Annotated in this window: 18 protein-coding genes; 11 read left to right on the top strand and 7 right to left on the bottom strand. The window is 66.8% G+C overall.

Features of this window, described 5'->3' with window-relative positions:
• Positions 1 to 28 precede the first annotated feature (28 nt).
• Positions 29 to 874, bottom strand: coding sequence for a tRNA (adenine(58)-N(1))-methyltransferase TrmI (gene trmI, locus OCU_RS36620; protein WP_009953383.1), 846 nt, complete (start codon positions 872 to 874; stop codon positions 29 to 31).
• Positions 875 to 947: 73 nt separating this feature from the next.
• On the opposite strand from trmI, the gene OCU_RS36615 reads away from it, so the two are divergent.
• Positions 948 to 1,844, top strand: coding sequence for a RecB family exonuclease (locus OCU_RS36615; RefSeq protein ID WP_009953385.1), 897 nt, complete (start codon positions 948 to 950; stop codon positions 1,842 to 1,844).
• Between the two features lie 3 nt (positions 1,845 to 1,847).
• Here OCU_RS36615 and OCU_RS36610 read toward each other — a convergent pair whose 3' ends face one another.
• The 5 genes from OCU_RS36610 to OCU_RS36590 form a co-directional block, all read right to left on the bottom strand.
• The gene (locus OCU_RS36610) at positions 1,848 to 3,218 is read right to left on the bottom strand and encodes an FAD-containing oxidoreductase (RefSeq protein ID WP_009953386.1); all 1,371 of its coding nucleotides are present in this window, start codon (positions 3,216 to 3,218) and stop codon (positions 1,848 to 1,850) included.
• A complete protein-coding gene (locus OCU_RS36605; RefSeq protein WP_026071592.1) occupies positions 3,215 to 3,733 on the bottom strand; it encodes a membrane protein in 519 nt (172 codons plus the stop codon). Before OCU_RS36605 ends, OCU_RS36610 begins: the two co-directional genes overlap by 4 nt.
• 119 nt (positions 3,734 to 3,852) lie before the next feature.
• Complete coding sequence (gene hisG, locus OCU_RS36600) at positions 3,853 to 4,707, bottom strand: ATP phosphoribosyltransferase (RefSeq protein ID WP_029384399.1); 855 nt, start codon at positions 4,705 to 4,707, stop codon at positions 3,853 to 3,855.
• A 2-nt stretch (positions 4,708 to 4,709) separates the two neighbouring features.
• On the bottom strand, positions 4,710 to 4,991 hold the full coding sequence (locus OCU_RS36595) for a phosphoribosyl-ATP diphosphatase (protein WP_009953388.1): 282 nt from the start codon (positions 4,989 to 4,991) through the stop codon (positions 4,710 to 4,712).
• Positions 4,992 to 5,037: 46 nt separating this feature from the next.
• Positions 5,038 to 5,640, bottom strand: coding sequence for a TetR family transcriptional regulator (locus tag OCU_RS36590; RefSeq protein ID WP_014380032.1), 603 nt, complete (start codon positions 5,638 to 5,640; stop codon positions 5,038 to 5,040).
• 304 nt (positions 5,641 to 5,944) lie between these two features.
• Between OCU_RS36590 and OCU_RS36585 the strand changes: the two genes are divergently transcribed.
• Genes OCU_RS36585 through OCU_RS36540 form a run of 10 tightly spaced genes read left to right on the top strand, consistent with a single transcriptional unit; the run spans position 5,945 to position 16,458 of the window.
• On the top strand, positions 5,945 to 6,787 hold the full coding sequence (locus OCU_RS36585; RefSeq protein ID WP_008256279.1) for an MlaE family ABC transporter permease: 843 nt from the start codon (positions 5,945 to 5,947) through the stop codon (positions 6,785 to 6,787).
• A gap of 1 nt (position 6,788) precedes the next feature.
• On the top strand, positions 6,789 to 7,652 hold the full coding sequence (locus tag OCU_RS36580) for an ABC transporter permease (RefSeq protein ID WP_014380031.1): 864 nt from the start codon (positions 6,789 to 6,791) through the stop codon (positions 7,650 to 7,652).
• A 23-nt stretch (positions 7,653 to 7,675) separates the two neighbouring features.
• Positions 7,676 to 9,259: an MlaD family protein gene (locus OCU_RS36575; RefSeq protein WP_009953392.1), complete on the top strand. Its 1,584-nt coding sequence runs from the start codon at positions 7,676 to 7,678 to the stop codon at positions 9,257 to 9,259.
• Positions 9,256 to 10,311: an MlaD family protein gene (locus OCU_RS36570; RefSeq protein ID WP_009953394.1), complete on the top strand. Its 1,056-nt coding sequence runs from the start codon at positions 9,256 to 9,258 to the stop codon at positions 10,309 to 10,311. The genes OCU_RS36575 and OCU_RS36570 overlap by 4 nt, the downstream gene beginning before the upstream one ends.
• Positions 10,304 to 11,359 (top strand): MCE family protein, encoded by a 1,056-nt coding sequence (locus tag OCU_RS36565; RefSeq protein WP_026071590.1) that lies wholly within the window; start codon positions 10,304 to 10,306, stop codon positions 11,357 to 11,359. Before OCU_RS36570 ends, OCU_RS36565 begins: the two co-directional genes overlap by 8 nt.
• Positions 11,356 to 12,495, top strand: a complete 1,140-nt coding sequence (locus OCU_RS36560) for an MlaD family protein (RefSeq protein ID WP_014380029.1) — start codon at positions 11,356 to 11,358, stop codon at positions 12,493 to 12,495. Before OCU_RS36565 ends, OCU_RS36560 begins: the two co-directional genes overlap by 4 nt.
• Complete coding sequence (locus OCU_RS36555; protein WP_014380028.1) at positions 12,492 to 13,733, top strand: MlaD family protein; 1,242 nt, start codon at positions 12,492 to 12,494, stop codon at positions 13,731 to 13,733. Before OCU_RS36560 ends, OCU_RS36555 begins: the two co-directional genes overlap by 4 nt.
• The gene (locus OCU_RS36550) at positions 13,730 to 14,989 is read left to right on the top strand and encodes an MlaD family protein (RefSeq protein WP_014380027.1); all 1,260 of its coding nucleotides are present in this window, start codon (positions 13,730 to 13,732) and stop codon (positions 14,987 to 14,989) included. Before OCU_RS36555 ends, OCU_RS36550 begins: the two co-directional genes overlap by 4 nt.
• 30 nt (positions 14,990 to 15,019) lie before the next feature.
• Entirely contained in the window at positions 15,020 to 15,694 is a 675-nt protein-coding gene (locus OCU_RS36545) for a YfgM family protein (protein WP_009953402.1), read from the top strand.
• Positions 15,691 to 16,458 carry a mannan-binding family protein gene (locus OCU_RS36540; protein ID WP_009953403.1) on the top strand — a complete coding sequence of 256 codons (768 nt, stop codon included), beginning with the start codon at positions 15,691 to 15,693 and terminating at the stop codon, positions 16,456 to 16,458. Before OCU_RS36545 ends, OCU_RS36540 begins: the two co-directional genes overlap by 4 nt.
• Before the next feature lie 247 nt (positions 16,459 to 16,705).
• Here the strand turns inward: OCU_RS36540 and metH are convergent, their stop codons facing one another.
• A complete protein-coding gene (metH, locus tag OCU_RS36535; RefSeq protein WP_014380026.1) occupies positions 16,706 to 20,500 on the bottom strand; it encodes a methionine synthase in 3,795 nt (1,264 codons plus the stop codon).
• Positions 20,501 to 20,921 lie beyond the last annotated feature (421 nt).

The following is a 20,921-nucleotide window of genomic DNA, read 5'->3' as shown; positions in this document are numbered from 1 at the left end:
CCCGGCAACGCCGCGCTTGCGATCGCCACTAACCGTCGCGGCCTTCGCGCTTGCGGCCCAGCGGCGCGGGCGCAACCACCCCGGGGGCGAGCCGTCGCGTGAAGATCAGGAAGGCCGTGTGCCCGCGCATCGAATGCTGCGGACGCACCGCGAGCCCGACGACATTCCACCCGCGTTGCAACGTCTCCCACGACCGCGGCTCGGTCCAGCACTGCAGAGCCCGCAGCGCCTCGACGGCGCGCGACAGTTGGGTGACGGTGGCCACATAGATCATCAGCACGCCGCCGGGGATGAGCAGCCGCGCGACCGACTCCAGCACCTCCCACGGCGCGAGCATGTCGAGCACGGCGCGATCGAAGGATCCATCAGGCAGCTCGGAGTCGGCCACATCGCTGACGATCAATTCCCAGTTGTCGGGCGGCTCGCCGCCGGCGAACACCGACACATTGCGTTGGGCGTGCTCGGCATGGTCGGCGCGCTGCTCGTAGGAGACCACCCGCCCGCCGGGCCCCACGGCGCGCAGCAGCGAACAGGTCAGTGCGCCCGAACCGGCCCCGGCCTCGAGCACCCGGGCGCCGGGGAAGATGTCGCCCTCGTGAACGATCTGAGCCGCGTCCTTCGGGTAGATCACCTGCGGGCCGCGGGGCATCGACATCACGTAGTCGATCAGCAGCGGCCGCAGCACCAGGTACGCGGCGCCGTTACTGGACTTGATCACGCTGCCCTGCTCGAGCCCGATGACCGCGTCGTGCGGGATCGACCCGCGATGGGTGTGGAACTCGGCGCCCTCGGCGAGCACCATCGTGTAATGCCGGCCCTTGGCGTCGGTGAGCTGCACACGCTCGCCCACGGTGAACGGGCCGGTTACGGACACGCGGTCTAGCGTGCCAGTCGACTCGCCCCCACGGGTCCTTGGGGTTGTCGGAGCCCGGTCATAGGCTTTCGACATGATCGTCCAGCCGGAGGCTCCGCAGTCGGTGACGGGCCCGGCGAGGCAGGTGTCCCGCCCGGCGCTGTCACCGTCGCGGGCGGCGGACTTCAAGCAATGCCCACTGCTGTACCGCTTCCGGGCCATCGACCGCCTGCCCGAGGCCCCGTCGCCGGCGCAGCTGCGCGGGTCCCTGGTTCACGCCGCCCTGCAGCAGCTTTACGAGCTGCCCGCCGCGCAGCGCGGCCCCGACACCGCCCTGTCGCTGGTGCAGCCCGCCTGGGAGCAGGTGATGGCCGCGACGCCGGAGATGACTGCGGGATTGGACCCGGCCCAGCGCTCCCAGCTGCTGGCCGAGGCCCAGGCGTTGCTCGCCGGCTACTACCGCCTCGAGGACCCGACGCGTTTCGACCCGCAATGCTGCGAAGAACGCGTGGAGGTCGAACTCGCCGACGGCACGCTGCTGCGCGGATTCATCGACCGCATCGACGTCGCCGCCACCGGAGAGCTCCGGGTGGTCGACTACAAGACCGGCAAGGCGCCACCGGAAGCGCGGGCCCTGGCCGAGTTCAAGGCCATGTTCCAAATGAAGTTCTACGCGGTGGCCCTGTTGCGTTCGCGCGGTGTGCCGCCCACCCGGCTGCGGCTGATCTACCTGGCCGACGGTCAGGTCCTGGACTATTCGCCGGATCACGACGAGCTGCTGCGCTTCGAGAAGACCCTGATCGCGATCTGGCGCGCCATCCAATCCGCCGGCCAGACGGGCGATTTCCGTCCCACCCAGTCACGATTGTGCGACTGGTGCCCCCACCAGCAGCACTGCCCGCTTTTCGGTGGGACACCGCCGCCCTACCCGGGCTGGCCGGAATCGTTTGACCCGCAAAGCGATTCGCGCTCGAGCGAGCCGGCGGCGTAGCGCCTAGTCCAGCGGCGACATCTCCTGCAGCACCGTCGGAATGAGCTCGCTGACCGTGGGATGGATGTGCATGGTGCGGGAGAGCGTGGTGTACGGCGCGTTGGCCGACATGACGTCCAGGATGCAGTGAATGGCCTCGTCGCCGCCGACCCCGAAGACGGCGGCGCCCAGGATCTCCTTGGTTTCGGCGTCGACCACGACTTTCATGAAGCCTTGTGTCTCACCCTTTTCCACCGCACGGCCGACTCTGGTCATCGGCCGCTTTCCGACGAGCGCCTTGCGCCCCGACGCGCGGACCTGCTCGACGGTCAGGCCGGCGCGCCCCAGCGGCGGATCGATGTAGAGCGCGTAGGTGGTGATGCGGTCGCTCACCCGCCGCGGGTCGCCGTCGAGCAGGTTGGCGGCGACGATCTCGAAGTCGTTGTAAGAGGTGTGGGTGAACGCGCCCTTGCCGTTACAGTCGCCCATCGCCCAGATGTGCTCGACGCTGGTCTTGAGCTGGTCGTCGACGACGATGTAACCGCGGGCGTCGGTCCGCACACCGGCGGCCGGCAGGCCCAGGTCGTCGGTGTTGGGGCGCCGGCCCGCCGCCAGCAGCAGATGACTCCCGCGGATAGGCGTGGCGCCATCGCGCGGGATGAGTTCAAATCCGTTGTCAGTCTTGGTGACCCGCACGTCGTCGGCGTCGACGACGATGTCGATGTCCTCGGTCCGCAGGATTTCTTCGATGGTGGCCGAAACATCCTCGTCTTCCCGCGACGCCAGCCGCGGACCCCGCTCCACCACCGTCACCCGCGCCCCGAAGCGCCGGTACATCTGCGCGAACTCCAGCGCGATGTAGCTGCCTCCCACGATGACGAGATGTGTTGGCAGTTCATCGAGTTCGAGGATCGACGCGTTGGTGAGGAAGTCGACCTCGTCCAGGCCCGGAATGTCGGGCACCACGGCGCGGCCGCCGACGTTAAGGAAGATGCGGTCGGCGTGCAGCACGTCTTCGCCGACCCGCACGGTGTGCGGATCGGTGAATACCGCGTGCCCGCGGACGACGGTGCAGCCGTCCATGCCCTCGAGCCAGTCTTCGACACCCTTGCGGTCGTCGAGCATGATCTCGTCCTTGCGGGCCTTGACTTTCGCCATGTCCACGCTGATCTCGCCGGTGCCGACGCCGTAGTCGGCGCCGCGGCGCGCCAGGTGCGCGGCATGCGCGGAGGCCACCAGCGTCTTGGTCGGGATGCACCCGGTGTTGACGCACGTGCCGCCGATCAGTTTGCGTTCGACGATCGCGACGCGCTGCCCGGCTGCCGTCAGCCGCCCCGCCAACGGCGGGCCCGCCTGGCCCGCACCGACGATGATCGCGTCGAAATGTTCTGTCACTTAACCGCCGTCAGCAGGTACTCCGTCAGCACGTGGCCCGTCACGGCCACGATGACGAGTCCCCCGACGATCGCGACCGCGTCCTCGAGCAGCGCGATGGGCAGGTCCCGGCCCGCCGCGGCGGCCAGCCGCTTGCGCGCCTGGTAACCGCCGAGCGTGCCCAGCACCGCGCCGATGACGCCGGCACCGAGCGCGGTAAAGGTCCAGTGCGGCCAGGCGCCCAGCGCCGCGCCCGCGAGGCCACCCATCACGATGCGGCCCGCGAAGATCGGTGCCGCCGTGCGAGGCGGGGTCTTGGGCAGCTTGTCGTTGATCAATTCGCCGACGGCGAGGACCGTGAAGACGACCACCGCGACGATGCTGGCCATCCAGGACGCCCACGTGCCGTGCAGGTCGATCCACCCCAGGAGGGCGGGGGCGGCGGCCCAGGCGACCACCGCGGGCGCCGTCAGCGAACGCAACCCGGCAACGACACCAATCAACAAAGCCAGCAACACAACAAGCGCGTGAGTCACGAAGACCTCCTGGAGGACGAAACAGCCGGCGACCTTTTCAGGGACGGCCCATACGCCAACCCGGGCAGTCCCCCGAGGCGGACGCTAACACAGCCGCGGCGATCGCACCGCGTGTGCAATCAGAACCGGCAAAACCTGATATCGGACGCCAGGATCGCCTTGGCGCCGATGGCGGCCAGCTCATCCATGATTTCGTTCACTCCCCGGCGCGGGACGAGCGCCCGGATGGCAACCCAATCCGGATCGGCCAGGGGCGCAATCGTGGGCGACTCCAGCCCCGGCGTGATCGCGGTGGCCTTGTCCACCACCGAGCGGGGGCAGTCGTAATCGAGCATCAGATACTGCTGGCCGAACACCACACCCTGGATGCGCGCCACCAGCTGATCGCGCGCGGCCTGCGTCCCGGAGTGGCTGGCCTGGTCGCTCTCAATCAGCACGGCTTCCGAATCGCACAGCGGATCACCGAAGGCCACCAGGTTGTGCAGGCTCAGGGTGCGACCGGACCCGACCACGTCGGCGATGGCGTCGGCGACGCCGAGTTGCACCGAAATCTCCACCGCGCCGTCGAGTCTGATGACGGTCGCCTCAATGCCGCGGCCCGCCAAGTCTTTTCGGACCAGGTTGGGATACGCCGTAGCGACCCGCTTGCCGGCCAGATCGGCGATCTTCCAGTCCCGCCCGGCCGGGGCAGCGTAGCGGAAGCTCGACGAACCGAATCCCAGCGCCAATCGTTCCCGCACCGGGGCGTCGGAATCGCCCACCAGGTCGCGCCCGGTAATGCCGAAATCCAGCTCTCCCGAACCCACATAGATGGCAATGTCTTTGGGCCGCAGGAAGAAGAACTCCACCTGATTGGCCGGGTCGATGACGGTCAGATCCTTGGAGTCGGTACGGCGCCGGTAACCGGCCTCCGCCAAGATCTCGGTGGCCGGCTCGCTCAGCGTGCCCTTGTTGGGAACCGCAACCCGCAGCATGGTCACAGCTTCCGATACACGTCGTCGAGGGACAGCCCGCGGGCGACCATCAGCACCTGTGTCCAGTAGAGCAACTGGCTGATCTCCTCGGCCAGCGCGTCGTCGGGTTCGTGTTCGGCGGCCAGCCACACCTCGCCGGCTTCCTCGAGGATCTTCTTGCCCAGCCCGTGGATGCCGCCGTCGAGCGCGGCGACCGTCGCGCTGCCGGCCGGCCGGGTGCGGGCACGCTCGCCCAGTTCGGCGAACAGATCCTCGAAGGTCTTCACGGCCAGCGATTGTTTCACGCGGCGGTCGGCAAAGTCACGGCGGTTTCGTTCAACACTGCCTGGTTCAGTCGAATCCGGCGAGGGTGAGCCGCAGCGCTTGCTCCAATTGCTCGTGAAAAGGCGGACTTTCGCCGACATCGGAGGTCAACCATCCGTCGAGGACGAATTGGACTGTGGCCAAACTGGTGTGGACCAACAACGCGGGTCGAATGTCGGCCATCGCATCGACACCCATCCGGTGAGCGACCTGCTGGATCAGGTTGCCGTGGTCGGTTTCGCTGATCAGCACGGATTTACTCAACAGGTGCGGCGCGGTGGCCACGGCGAGGCGCCAGGTGTCCAGGTTGTCAACGTCGCTGACGTCCCTGGCGTGCGTGACGAACAGTTGGATCAGCGCCTCGACGGGCGACTCGTGTGGCGGTCTCGCACTGTAGGAACCCACGATCTCGGCGGCCGCATCCCGGACAGGGTCGACCAGCAGGCCCTCCTTGGTGGGCGCGTACCGGAAATAGGTGCTGATGGAGATCCCGGCGGCCGACGCGATGTCCTCGGTCGTCACCGCCTCGAATCCCCGCTCGGCGAAGAGCTGGTGCGCGGTCTGCTGGATCTGGGACAGCAGCTCAGCACGGCGTCGGTCCCGCAACGAACCGGTGTTTGCTGAGGGCATGCCATCACCTTCGTCAATCCGACAAAACAACCCCGCGGTGCGTCCAGCGACGAACTCAGATGAGGGACTCTACACTATTGAAAGTCCCTATCAAATAGGCTAGTGTGATGCAGCACACACCGATGAACTGCAGAGACTGGGCGCTTGTTGACACTATTTTAATAAAGTTAGCGTCCAACGGCCGCCCAACGGCCTCTGCTCGGCACTCAGGACTTAGGGGTGGGAAGAGGGCCGATGACAGCGGTAGCTGGTACGCGATGACCTATGCCATGGGTTTGCTAGGCCGACCGCAGGTCGCGCAGCTATGACGACGGCACAGCTTGACGGCGTTGTCGCCATCCGGGACTGGTCCGTCGGATACGTCAAACGTCATCCGGTCGCCTCCCTGACGACCGTGGGCGAACAGTTCGTCCTGGGTGTGCGCACCGTTCAATATTTCTTCGTCGACCTGATCACCGGGCGGTTCCAATGGCACGAATTCGTCCGGCAGGGCGCATTCATGGCCGGCACCGCCGTGCTGCCGACGATCCTGGTCTCGCTGCCGATCAGCGTCACCCTGTCCATCCAGTTCGCACTGCTGGCCGGCCAGGTCGGCGCCACCTCGCTGGCCGGCGCGGCCAGCGGACTCGCCGTCATCCGCCAGGGCGCGTCGTTGGTGGCGGCGGTGCTCATGGCGTCGGCGGTCGGGTCGGCGATCACCGCCGATCTGGGTTCGCGCACCATGCGCGAGGAAACCGACGCGATGGAGGTGATGGGGGTCTCGGTGATCCGGCGGTTGGTCGTCCCCCGCTTCGCAGCCGCCGTGATGATCGGTGTGGCGCTGACCGGTGTCGTGTGCTTCGCCGGATTTTTCGCGAGCTACATGTTCAACGTATACTTCCAGAACGGCGCGCCGGGCAGCTTCGTGTCGACGTTCGCGTCGTTCGCGACGACCGGTGACATGGTCCTGGCGCTGCTGAAGGCGATCGTGTTCGGCGCCATCGTGGCCATCGTGTCAAGCCAAAAAGGGTTGTCCACCAAGGGCGGACCGACGGGCGTCGCGAACTCGGTGAACGCCGCCGTCGTCGAGGCGATCCTGCTGCTGATGATCGTCAACGTCGCCATCAGCCAGCTCTACATCATGCTGTCGCCCAGGACGGGGCTCTGACGTGACGGCCTCGGCGTATGTGCCTTTCGCACCGATTTCGACACCGCTGGTCCGGCTCTACCGCAGGGGCAAAGTGCCGATCATCCGGCTCGGCCATCTGCTGGTCTTCTTCGTCCGGGCGGCGGTCGCCGTGCCGCTCGCCGTGCGCCAGTACAGCGGCGAATTCTTGCGGCTGCTGTCGAACATCACCTGGGGCAACGGCTCGATCGTGGTCGGCGGCGGCACCGCGGGCGTGGCGGTGGTGCTGGGCATGACGGTCGGCGCACTCGTCGGGATCGAGGGGTATAACTTCTTGGACCTGCTCGGTCTGGGGCCCGCCACCGGGTTCGTCTCGTCGTTGGTCAACACGCGCGAGCTGGCTCCGCTGATGGCGTCGCTCGCCTTCGCCATGCAGGGCGGCTGCCGCTTCACCGCCCAACTGGGATCCATGCGCATCGCCGAGGAGATCGACGCGCTGGAGTCGATCGCGATCCGCCCCATTCCCTACCTGGTGACCACCCGGCTCATCGCCTCGGTGGTGGCGATCATTCCGCTCTACGCCGCCTGCCTGGCGATCGGCTACCTGAGCACGCAAGTCGTGGTGGGCATCGGCAGCGGCGGTTCGACCGGGTCCTACCTGCACTACTTCACGCTGATGCTGGCCGGCCAGGACATCGTCTATTCGTTGATCAAGGCCGTCATCTTCGTGTGGATCGCCTCCACCATCCAGTGCTACTACGGCTATTACGCCAGCGGCGGACCCGAAGGCGTCGGGGTCGCCGCGGGACACGGCATGCGGGCCAGCATCACGGTCGTGATCATCGTGAACATGCTGCTCACCATGGCGCTGTGGGGTGTGGACTCCGGCGCAAGGTTCGGCGGGTAGGCCCGTGGCGAGGTCGGTGGAAGATGCCCAATTCCCTTGAGCTGGACGGACGCGGCCCCTCCGAGCGCCAGCTGTTCGGCGTCGGCATCGCCGTGGTGGTGGTCAGCGCCCTGGTGACGGCCATGATGTTGGTCAAATCCACCGGCAGGCTGAACGATTACGTGCGGGTGGTTGCCGATCTGATCAACGTGGGCGATGGCCTTCCGCAGAAGTCGGACGTCAAATACCACGGCGTGCTTGTCGGGATGGTCAATGACGTCGTCCCGGCGGCACACGGCGAACCCAACTATGTCCACATCGACCTCAAACCCGAATACGCCCAGGCGATTCCGGCCGCTGTGACCGCACGCGTGGTGCCCAGCAATGTGTTCGCGGTGTCGTCGGTGCAGTTGGTGGGCTCCCCAAACCAAAAGGGACCGGGGGCGAAAATCCGCCAGGGCGCGCATATTCCGGAGGACAAGCAGTTGCCGACCGTGTTGTTCCAAACCACCGTCAGCAAGTTGCGCGACCTGCTGGCCGCCGCGGGGCGCGGTCGCGACGACAGGTCGGTGGGGATCTTGGCCGCCCTGGGCGCGGCCACCGACCACCGTCGCGTCAGCCTGCTCAATGCCGGCGCGCAATTGAATCGCCTTCTCGACCAGCTCAATTCGATCGTCAGCACCGATACCGGCCCGTCGACGGTGTCCGCCCTGCTGGATGCGACGACGGGGCTCGCGCAGACCGCCCCCGATCTTCTCGACGCATTGCATCAGGCCGTCGAACCGATGCGGACGTTCGCCGAGACGCGCGAGCAGCTGGCTTCACTGGTGTCGGGTGCGGACTACACGGTCGGCACGACGCGCCAGTCGTTCGACAACCACATCGACCAACTCATCCGGATCACCACCGATTTCACGCCGGTGCTCGGCGTGCTGGCGCAAAAGTCGAACAACTTCGTTCCCGCCGTGACCAAGCTGGACAACCTGGCCAACCAGTTCATGGAGCAGGTCTGGAACCCGGAGAAGAACCTGGGCAACATGCACGCGATGCTGACGTTCACGCCCAGTTCCACCTACACACGCGCCGACTGTCCGCACTACGGCGAACTCAAGGGGCCCAGCTGCTTTACGGCGCCGCTGATTCCGGTGCGCCCCGATCTGCCCGAGGTGCTGCTGCCGCAGAATTATCATCCGCCCAAGGATCTGGCGCCCCCGCCGGGCACGGTGATCGGGCCGGACGGAAACCTGGTCGCGGTGGGCCCGCCGCTGATCAACCCGACTCCCAATCTGACCGATCCCAATCCCCCGCTGGCCCCGGGGATCACGCCGTCGCCGCCCGTGCCAGGGAGCGCGAATCCCGACAACCCGTCGCCGGGGGCGCCGGCGACTCCGCAGCCGCACCAGCCGTGGGTCGCCCCGGTGGCGCCCAAGGCGCCGTGGATTCCCCAGTCCGCCTTCGGGGGCTCTCGATTCGGGGGGAACGTGGGGCCCGTCGGGAGCCAGTACGAACGAAACATGTTGGGCGTGATCACCGGAACGCCCGCCTCGCCGGCCACCGAGCTGCTGCTCGGACCGGTCGCCCGTGGCAGCACGGTGTCGCTGGGCCGTCCGGCCGGGGAGGCCCCATGAAGTTTCGCGGTCCACTCATCGCGCTGGCGCTGTTCATGGTCGTCTCGTTGACGCTGACCTGGCTGGTGTATGTGAGCCTGCGCCGTGACGTGGCCGGCGACACCGCACGGTATTCGGCGGTGTTCACCGACGTGTACGGGCTGCGCGAGGGCGACGACGTCCGCATGGCCGGGGTGCGCGTCGGCCGCGTCGAAAAGGTCGAGCTCGACGGGAAACTGGCGAAGGTCTCGTTCGTCGTGCAGCAAGAACAGCGGTTGTTCGGAAACACCCTGGCGTCGGTGACCTACCAGAACATCGTCGGCCAGCGTTACCTCGGACTGTCCTTGGGCAAGGAAGGGAGTCCGGAGCTGCTCGCGCCGGGCAGCACCATACCGGTGGAACGCACCGAGCCGTCGTTCGACGTCACCACGTTGCTCAACGGCTACGAGCCGTTGTTCAGCCTGCTGAACCCGCACGACGCCGACAACCTGACCAAGGGCATCATTCAGTCGCTTCAGGGCGACACCTCGTCGCTGGCCACGCTGGTCGGCCAGACGTCCACGCTCACAGAGACATTCGCGGGCCGGGATCAGGCGCTGGGCAGCGTGATCACCAACCTCAACAAGGTGGTGGGCAACCTCGCGGCCCAGAACGACGATCTCGACGGCGTCATCACCGAGACCCGCAGCGTCGTCGGCGAGCTCGACCGACGGCGCCCCGACCTGGTCGCCTCCGTGGGCTCGCTGGCGCGGGTGACCGGCCGCCTGTCGACCTCGGCGTCCGACGTCTATCCGGCGCTGCGCGAATTCATCGATCGCAAGCCCGGCGTGGCCCGGCACATCATGGACGTCGAGCCGCAGGTGGCGTTCTTCGGCGACAACATCCCGCTGCTGCTGAAAGGACTTGTCCGGGTCGGCAATCAGGGCGCCTACGGCAACGCCTACGTGTGTGACGTGAACTTCCTGGGATTCTTCCCCGGGCTCAACGATGTCGTGCCGATCATCATCAACGCGGCCACGCCGGGAAACAGGGCGTGGCACACCCCGAGATGCAGGAGCACCGTCGATGGCTGACAAGACTGTGCGGCAACGGCTTTCGGGGATGAAGCGACGCCCGCTGGAAAGCTACAACAAGACGTGGCTCGGATTCATCGCGGTCGCGGTGGTGGCGGTGGTGATCGGCGTCATGCTGCTGGTGCACGCCATCGGCGCCGGCTATCGGCACTACACCGCCGAGTTCCTGCAAGCCGCCTCGCTGCGGGCCGGCAATCCGATCGTGGTCGCGGGCATCCCGGTGGGCAACGTCACGAGCATGAAACTCGTCGGCGACCACGTCGAGGCCGGGCTGAAGGTTCGGGACAACATCGCGCTGGGCAAGGACTCCCGCGCCCGGATCAAGGTCACCACCATCCTGGGGTCGCGGTACCTCGCGCTGGAACCCAGCGGCCCGGCGCACCTGCCCCACAACACCTTCGACCTGGCTCACACCGAGGTGCCCTACGACCTGCAAGCCGCGCTGCAGGACGCGACCACGACGTTCGAGCAGGTCGACTCCGACAGGTTCGCCCAATCGCTGGCGGTGCTGGGCAAGCAGCTCGAGGGCCTGCCCGCGGTTGTGCCGCAGGCGATCACGAACATCAACACGCTGTCGTCGATCATCGCGGTGCGCCGTGATCAGCTGGGCCAGCTACTGCGCAGCACCGAGCAGGTGACGAACACCCTGCGCCGCCAGCAGGCCGGCATCGGCAATCTGGTCAACCAGGGCCAAGACCTGCTCGGCCAATTCGTCGCGCGGCGCGCCGTCTTCCACGCGATGATGCAGTCGTTGACGACTCTCGTTGACACCATGAGTCAGGTCGTGGTCAACGACCGGGCGGGTCTGGACGCGCTGATCAAAGACATGCGGGACTTCACCGCCTTGATGTCCGCGCACGACGACCTGCTGCACAGCATGCTGCAAATCAGCCCGATCTTCTTCCGCGAGGCGGCCAACCTCACGGGCGAGGGCAACGCGGTCAACTTCAACGCCCCCAACGTTCCGCTGATCGACTCGTGGATGTGCGCGATCAGCGGTCGCGCCAAGCAGTTCGGCATGATCCAGTACTTCAAGGACTGCAAGTGAAGGGCCGCACGAACAACCCCGGCGCCACGCTCGTCGTCAAGGTGGTGGCCATCGTCGCCGCCGTGGCGGCGATCGCGGTGGTGGCCGTCGCCGGTTGGTGGTTCCTGCGCTCCGACGAGGACACGATCACGGTGACCGCCCAATTCGACAGCGCCTCGGGCCTTTACGAGGGCAACGTGGTCGCGGTGCTGGGCATGCCGGTGGGCAAGGTCACCAAGATCAACGCCAAGGGCGGCTATGTCGAGGTTGACTTCACCGTCGACCGCCACGTCAAGATTCCCGCCGACGCGCAGGCCGTGACGGTGTCGACCTCCATCCTCACCGACCGACAGATCGAACTCACGCCGCCCTATCACGACGGGCCGACCCTGCAGAACCACGACACCATCGGGTTGCCCCGCACCAAGACGCCCGTCGAATTCAGCAGCGTCCTCAACGTTTTGGACAAGGTGACCAAATCGCTCGAGGGCGACGGCCACGGCGGCGGCCCGATCGCCGACGTGCTGAACGGTGGCACCGCGGTGGTCAGCGGCAACGGCGAGAAGATCAAAGCCGCTCTCGGCGAGCTGTCCAAGGCGCTGCGCCTGTCCAGCGACGGCGGGACGACGACCCGCCAGCAGATCACCACGATCGTCAAAAACATCAGCACGCTGTTCGACGCCGTGGCCGCCAACGACACGAAATTGCGCGAATTCGCCTCCACCATCCACCAAGTCAGCCAGATCATGGCGGACGAGGACCTCGGCAGCGGCAGCACCGGACGCAAGCTCGACCACCTGATCCAGCGGGCGGGCGACCTGCTCGACGCCAACCGCGACAACGTCAAGCAGGCCGTCGGCAGCGGCAACACCACGCTGAAGACGGTGGCCGACCAGCGGCGCGACCTGGCCGAGCTCCTGGATCTGGCCCCGCTGCTGGCCGACAACGCCTACAACATGATCGACCGGGCCAACGGCGCCGTGCGGGCCCGCTTCCTCACCGACCGTTTGATCTTCGACAGCCAGTACACCAAGGAGATCTGCAACCTGATGGGTCTTCGGCAACTGGGCTGCAGCACCGGGACCATCCAGGACTTCGGCCCCGATTTCGGGTTGACGTATGTGCTGGACGGTATGGCCGCCATGGGGCAGAAATGATGACCACCCGCGGGCGGGCAATGCCGGCGCTGCTGGCCGCGGTCATGGTGAGCGCCGGATGCGCCACGAATGGCCTTGCCAGCCTGCCCCTTCCGGCGCCGGGGCTGGGTTCGGGCGGCTATTCGCTGAACGCGGTGTTCTCCAACGCGCTCAACCTGCCGATGAACGCCAAGGTCAAGCTCGCCGGCGCCGACGTCGGGCAGCTCGAATCGATGATCGCGCGCAATTACACCGCGCTGACCCGGCTGCGGATCAGGGACGGCGTGCAGCTCCCCCGCGGCAGCACCGCCGAATTGCGCACCGCGACACCGCTGGGCGACGTGTTCGTCGCCCTGAAGCCACCGGCCGCCGGTGATACGGATGCGCCGCTGCTGCGCAACGGCGACACCATCGGCCTGGATTCCACGGCGGCCGCCGCGACGGTCGAGTCGGTGCTGAGCTCGGCGGCGATTCTGGTCAACGGCGGGGCGGTCCGCAATTTCACCAACATCATCAACGGTTTCGGCAAGGCGACCGGGGACCAGGGCCAGGCGTTCGGGGACATGATCCGCAAATCCAACGAGCTGCTCAGGACGCTGGATTCGCGGTCCGATCAGATCAAGAACGCATTGACCCAATTGTCGCACCTGGCCGACGAACTCGACGCCAAGAATCACACCATCAGCGACCTGATGTCGGCCGCCCGTCCCGCCACATCGGCCCTGGCCGACAACACCGCCCAGCTCTCCAATCTGGCCGTGCAGGTGGGCGACACCTCCCGGCTGCTGGCCAGGTTCCCGTCGATCGGCGGAACCGACACCAGCGGCCGCAGCCTGATCCGCGACCTCAACACGGTCGCCGGGGCGGCCAACGATGTGGCGGTGAGCCCCGACACCAGCTGGCTGTCGGTGAATCGACTGATTCCCCCGTTAATCAAATCGACTGCGGGGAACTCAATTTCGGTGAACGTCAGCGTGGACAAGATTCTGCTCGGGTCGCTTCCCGATATCGGATACCCCGGTGACATCGGGCTGCACGGCCCCCACCACTACAACGTGAACCTGCTCGTCGGCACGCTGAAGTACACCCTGTGGCGCCTGCAGGAGCGCGTGGTGGGCCGGGGGCCGGATTCGCCACAGGTTCCGGTGATTCCGGACCCGACCATCCCGGGCCAAATCGACGTCGCCCCCGGTCCCCCGCCTGGGCCCGCCCCGCCACCGGGGCCGCCCGAACCGCCGCCGCCGGGACCCCGCCCATGATCCGCACCATCGCCACGTTCGCGAATTTCGTTGTCCGGGTGGTGCGCAGGGGCCACCGGCAACAGGTTTGGTTGTCGGTGGCCGGATTGGTGCTGATCCTCGTCGTCGCCACCGCCTACCTGCTCGTGGGCGCGTTGCGGGTTAAGCCCTTCGCCTCGTCCTACCGGGTCACGGTGCAGTTGCCGGAATCCGGCGGGCTGCTCCCCAATCAGGATGTCGCGCTGCGCGGGGTGCGCATCGGCCGTGTGGAGTCGCTGCAGATCACCGACGACGGGGTGAACGCCGTCGCCAGCATCACCTCGAAGGTGCGGATCCCCGCGAACGCCGTCGTGCACGTCTCGGCGCTCTCGCCGGCCGGCGAGCAGTACATCAACTTCGAGGCCGCGTCCGACGCCGGACCGTATCTGCACGACGGCAGCCGTATCGCCCTGGACCACACCACCGTTCCCGTCAGCCTGGCGCGGTTACTGGGCGACGCCGACGGGCTGCTGTCCCAGGTCGATCCCCACAAGATCGAATTGATCAAGAAGGAACTGAGCCTGAGCAAGGAGGGCCCGGCGAAGCTGACCGCCATCGTCGACGGCGGCACCTTCCTGTTGTCCACGCTCGACTCGGTGCTGCCCCAGACGACCAGCATCATCAAGACCAGCCGGGTGGTGCTCACCCTGGCAAGCGACAAGAACTCCGGCTTGGGCGCGGCCGCAACGGAACTCAACCGCACGCTGTCCGGCGTGGCCAGGATGCAGGCGGGCTATCGCCGGTTGACTGCGCAGACGCCGCGCACCCTGTCGGCCGTCGACAATCTGTTCGCCGACAATTCCGACACGATGGTGCAGTTGCTGGGCAGCATGGCGACCGTGTCGCAGCTGCTGTATCTGCGGGTTCCGGCGCTCAACGCGCTGTTCCCGGACTACCGTGGGTCGGTGTTGGACGCAGTGACGAGCGCGTTCCACGACAACGGGGTGTGGGCGATCGCCGACCTGTACCCCCGCTACGTGTGCGATTATGGGACACCGTCGCACCCGCCGTCGGCCGCCGACTACTACGAGCCCTTCATGTACACCTACTGCCGCGACGACGACCCCGCCGTCTCGATCCGGGGCGCCAAGAACGCGCCGCGGCCGGGCGGCGACGACACGGCCGGCCCGCCGATGGGGGCCAACCTGGGCCGCCGGACCGATCCGACCCCCAAGGGCCGCTTCACCATTCCGACCCCCTACGGCGGCCCGCAGCTGCCGATCGAACCGCCGCACTAGGCCCCGAACCGTCCGCGCCGATCCTAGGAGATGACCGTGATCGTGACCTCCCAAAAGAATCCGAAATCCGAGGCCGTCAAGACGGAGCCGGACGCCGAATCGACGCAAGACGTGTCTGACGATGTCGACGACGTGACCGCCGACGAGGCCGAGGATCAAGACGAGGGCGGTCTGCTCAGGCGCAAGCGTCCGGACGCCGAGCGCCGCAAGCGGCCTCGGAAACAGGATCTGAGGCAATATCTGCGCCGCAGCATCCTGCCGCTGTTACTCGTTGCCTCGCTTGCCGTTTCGGGATTCCTGGGATGGCGGCAGTGGCAGGACCATCGGGTCAGGCTGGCCGGCGAACAGGCCCAGCAGGCGGCGATCTCCTACGCGCAGGTGCTGACGAGCATCGACTCGAACAAGGTCGACGAGAACTTCCGGCAGGTGCTCGACGGCGCGACCGGCGAATTCAAGGACATGTACACCCAGTCCAGCGTGAAACTTCGGCAGCTGCTGATCGACAACAAGGCGACCGCGCATGGGGTGGTGGTGGACTCGGCCATCCAGTCCGAATCCATGAACAAGGTCGTCGTGCTGGTGTTCATCGACCAGACCGTCACCAACACGGCCGCACCCGATCCGCGCATCGACCGCAGCAGGATCAAGATGACCATGGAAAAGGTCGACGGCCGCTGGCGGGCAAGCAAGGTGCAGCTGTTGTGACGCGCCGGCTCATCGCGGCGTTCGTATTGGTCGCCGCCGCAACGCTTCCCACCACCGCCCGTGCGCACGCCTCGGCGCCGTCGTTCTGCGGCGAGCTCGGCGGGAACTGGGACGGCCAATACTGCCACACCTCGGTCACCTCGGAACGCAACGCCGTGCGCGACATCAAGGTCGCGGTGCCCGAGGACCTGGTCGACAATCCGACCACAGGACCGGTGATCCGCGACTACCTGCACACCCTGGTCAACAACTGGCGAAACGCCAACTCCAGCATGGCCGCCGACAGCTACGGCGAGGAGAACTTCGAAGTCTTCCGGCACGCCAACCTGCTCAGCGCGGTGTTTCACGAGGACTATCACGCCGATGGCCCCCAGTCCAACAACGCCTATCGGACCTTCACGTTTGACATGTCGAGCGGCAGGCGGGTGCAGCTGTCGGACCTGACGACGTCAGACCCGCTGACCGCCATTCCCCCACTGGCTCAACCGTTTGTCCAAACCGCGCTCGATCAGGCGCCGCCGCCGCACGACCCCGGCACCTACCCCTTCACCGTCGACCGCTGGACCCCGGACAAGGTCTATTCCGGGGCGTACAAGGCCTGGGCGGTGACCCCCGACGAGTTGATCCTCTACATGCCGGACTACCCGGTCGGCCACGACAGCCCGATCAACTTCACACCCGGTGTCATGCAGTGGTACATGGACGGCGGCACGGTGCAGGCGCACATCCCGCTGTCGGCGCTCAGTTCCGTGCTGCGCATATGAGCCCCGTGTAAGTCGTTGCGCCACAGGCATACCGCCAGTCACAGGAGTATCTGGACCGGGGTACTGCCGACGTGCCCACCTCCGAGCGACAACCTCAGATGGAGGCGGGCGTTGTCGCTCGGAGGCGGGCAAAAGGTGTGATGCCATTGCGGCCGGACTCTGGCCACAGTCCGAGCCCGCCGGGCGCGCCGCGCGTCAGACGTTGACGTACTCGGCTTCGCGGACCGCGGCACGAAGGCGCCGGAGCTCAGTCCTCCGGGTTGTAGGCGAGGTTGGAGCTGAGCCAGCGCTCACCTTCCTTCAGGGTCCAGCCCTTGCGCCTCGCGTAGTCGGCGACCTGGTCCTGGGCCATCCGGCCGACCACGAAGTACTGCGACTGCGGGTGCGAGAAATACCAGCCGCTGACGGCCGCGCCGGGCCACATCGCCATCGACTCGGTGAGCTCGATGCCGGTGCGCTCGTGGACGTCCATCAACTTCCACAGCGTCGCCTTCTCGGTGTGCTCCGGGCACGCCGGGTAGCCCGGGGCGGGGCGGATCCCCTGGTACTTCTCGGCGATGAGTGCGTCGTTGTCCAAGTGCTCGTCGGGCTTGAATCCCCAGAACTCCTTGCGGACCCGCTGGTGCATCCGTTCGGCGAACGCCTCGGCCAGCCGGTCGGCGAGCGACTCCAGCAGGATCGCGCTGTAGTCGTCGAGGGCCGCCTTGAACTCCGCGATCTTTTCACCGCTGCCGAGCCCGGCGGTGACGGCGAACGCGCCGATGTAGTCGGCCAGGCCGGTGTCCTTGGGCGCGATGTAGTCGCTTAGCGACCGGTTCGGGATGCCCTCCCGGTGCTCCCCCTGCTGACGCAGGTGGTGCAGCGTGGTCAGCACCTCGGTGCGGGTGTCGTCGGTGTAGACCTCGATGTCTTCGATACCCGAGCCGACCGCGTTTGCGGGGAAGAACCCGATCACCGCGTTGGCGGTCAGCCACTTCTCCTTGATCAGGGTGTCGAGCATCTCCTGCGCATCGTCGTACAGCTTGCGGGCGGCCTCGCCGGTGGCCGGGTTGTTGAGGATATCGGGGAAGCGGCCCTTCATCTCCCAGGCGTTGAAGAACGGCTGCCAGTCGATGTACTCGCGCAACTCGGCGAGGTCGTACTCCTTGAACTCCCGCACCCCGAGGCCCTGGGCGGGCACCGGCGGCGTGTAGCCGTCCCACTCGATCGGGGTCCGGTTGGCGCGGGCCTTCTCCAGCGTGAGCATCGGGCGCTCGTTCTTCTGAGCGTGCCGCTCTCGCAGCGATGCGTAGTCCTTCTCGGTGGCTTCCAGCAGGCCCGGCCGCTGCTTGTCATCGAGGAGGGCCGCGGCGACCGGCACCGAGCGGGACGCGTCCTTGACCCACACCACCGGACCGGACCGGCGCGGCGATATCTTCACCGCCGTGTGAGCGCGCGAGGTGGTCGCGCCGCCAATGAGCAGCGGGATCTCGAGGCCTTCACGTTCCATCTCGACGGCGAAGTTGGACATCTCATCCAGGGACGGGGTGATCAGTCCGGACAGTCCGATGATGTCGGCGTCGTGCTCCCTGGCCGCGGCCAGGATCTTCTCGGCGGGCACCATCACCCCAAGGTCGATCACTTCGAAGTTGTTGCACTGCAAGACGACCCCGACGATGTTCTTGCCGATGTCGTGGACGTCGCCCTTGACGGTCGCCATCACGATCGTGCCGTTGGTGTCCTTCGCCGCTGCCGTACCGTTCTGTTCTTTCTCTTTCTCGATGAACGGCAGCAGGTACGCCACGGCCTTCTTCATCACCCGGGCCGACTTCACCACCTGGGGCAAAAACATCTTGCCCGAGCCGAACAGGTCACCGACGACGTTCATGCCGTCCATCAGCGGGCCCTCGATCACCTCGATCGGGCGGCCCCCGGCCGCGGCGATCTCGGCCCGCAATTCCTCGGTGTCGTCGTCGACGTGGGCGTCGATGCCCTTGACCAAAGCGTGGGTGATCCGCTCGCGGACCGGAAGGCTGCGCCATTCGGCCGCGGCGGGGTCTTCGGATTTCTCTGACTTGTTGAACCGCTCGGCGATCTCGAGCAGCCGTTCGGCCGCGTCCTCGCGGCGGTTCAGGACGACGTCCTCGATGCGGTCGCGCAGCTCGGGGTCGATCGAGTCGTAGGGCACCAGCGCGCCGGCGTTGACGATGCCCATGTCCAGGCCGGCCTTGATGGCGTGAAACAGGAACACCGCGTGGATCGCCTCGCGGACCGGGTTGTTGCCGCGGAACGAGAACGACACGTTCGAGATGCCGCCGGAGATGTGCACCCCGGGAAGGTTCTCCTTGATCCAGGCGCAGGCCTCGATGAAGTCGATCCCGTACGTCGCGTGCTCCTCGATTCCGGTCGCCAGCGCGAAGCAGTTCGGGTCAAAGATGATGTCCTCGGGCGGGAAGCCGACCTCCTCGGTCAGGATCCGGTAGGCGCGCCCGCAGATCTCCTTGCGGCGCTCCAGGTTGTCGGCCTGACCCTGCTCGTCGAAGGCCATCACGACGACGGCGGCGCCGTACTTGCGGCACAGCCGCGCCTCACGAATGAATTTCTCCTCGCCCTCCTTCATGGAGATCGAGTTGACGATCGGCTTGCCCTGCACGTTCTTCAGGCCCGCCTCGATGACCTCCCACTTGGAGGAGTCGATCATCACCGGGACGCGGCTGATGTCCGGCTCGGCCGCGATTAGCTTGGTGAACCGGTCCATCGCGGCGACGCCGTCGATCATGCCTTCGTCCATGTTGATGTCGATGACCTGCGCCCCGACCTCGACCTGCTGCAGGGCGACCGACAGCGCGGTGTCGTAGTCCTCGGCCTTGATCAGGTTGCGGAACCGGGCGGAACCGGTGATGTTGGTGCGCTCACCGATGTTCACGAACAGGGAATCGTCGGTGATGTTGAGCGGCTCCAGGCCCGACAGACGGGTGGCCACCTCGATCTTCGGCACCTCGCGCGGCGGATTGCCCTCGACGACCTTGGCGATCTCGGCGATGTGCGGCGGCGCCGTTCCGCAGCACCCGCCGACCAAGTTGACCAGGCCCGCCTCGGCGAAGTCGGCGATGTAGCCGGCCTGACGCTCCGGGGTCTCGTCGTACTCGCCGAAGGCGTTGGGCAGGCCGGCGTTCGGGTAGCACGAGACGAAGGTGTCCGCGATCCGCGACATCTCGGCGATGTAGGGCCTCATCTCCGGCGCGCCCAGGGCGCAGTTGAGGCCGACCGCGATCGGCTTCGCGTGCCTGATCGCGTTCCAGAATGCTTCGGTGACCTGACCGGACAGCGTCCGCCCGGAGGCATCGGTGATGGTGCCCGAGATGATCACCGGCCAGCGGCGTCCGCGGTCCTCGAACAGCGTCTCGACGGCGAACACGGCCGCCTTGGCGTTCAGCGAGTCGAAGATCGTCTCGATGATGAGCAGGTCGGCGCCGCCGTCGACCAGGCCGTTGGCGGCTTCCAGGTAGGCGGCGACCAGCTGGTCGTAGGAGACGTTGCGGGCGCCGGGGTCGTTGACGTCGGGCGAGATCGACGCGGTCCGCGTCGTCGGCCCGATCGCGCCGGCCACGTAGCGGGGCTTCTCCGGGGTGCTGTACTCGTCGGCCGCCTTGCGGGCCAGGGCGGCGCCGGCGTAGTTGAGCTCGTAGGCCAGGTCGGCCATGTCGTAATCGGAGAGCGAGATGGCGTTCGCGTTGAACGTGTTGGTTTCCAGGATGTCGGCGCCCGCCTCGAGGTACTCGCGGTGGATGCCCTCGATGATCTGCGGTTGCGTCAGGTTGAGCAGGTCGTTGTTGCCCTGCAGGGCGGTCGGCCATTCCGTGAACCGATCGCCGCGGTAGCCGGCCTCGTCCGGCCGGTCCCGCTGGATCGCCGTGCCCATCGCGCCGTCGATCACCATGATCCGCTGGCGCAGGGCCGCCGTCAGTTCGTCGGTGCAGTCGGGGCGGATGTTCGGCGCGAAGGCATCCGACGCGGAAGTGTTCGTCGCGGAAGTCTTCGTCTCAACGGCCGTCATGTGCATTCCTTCCGTAGCGGAAGGCGTCCTTGACTCTGCCGAGCGTGGCGGAGACCGGCAGGGGACCAGGCCCCCTCCAGAAACCGTTGCAACGCCTCTCGACCAGAAAAGTCTACGTCGTCACCCGACGCCTGGACGCCCTGGCTCGACCCGACCCGCGCTGCCCCGGCTCGCCAGCGCACGGGTCTTGTCGGCAATGGAGTAGTTACCAAGGTTAACGAGATTGCAGCCGGCCGTATTTCGCCTTGACCGCGGCGACGCCGTTGTGGCGATCGTCCAGCACAAAGTCCACGGCACGGCCTTCGTCAGCGGCAGTCACGCCATAAGAATAGTCGGCCTATGTAAAGCCCCCGGTGAAACGCTCGGCGGGCGCCAATTCACCGCCACCGCGCCCCGAAGATGGGGGCTAGATCCAATTGCCCGACTC

Origin of the sequence: Mycobacterium intracellulare ATCC 13950 (genome assembly GCF_000277125.1) — a bacterium.
Taxonomy (GTDB): domain Bacteria; phylum Actinomycetota; class Actinomycetes; order Mycobacteriales; family Mycobacteriaceae; genus Mycobacterium; species Mycobacterium intracellulare.
This window is presented reverse-complemented; position numbering and strand designations above follow the sequence as displayed.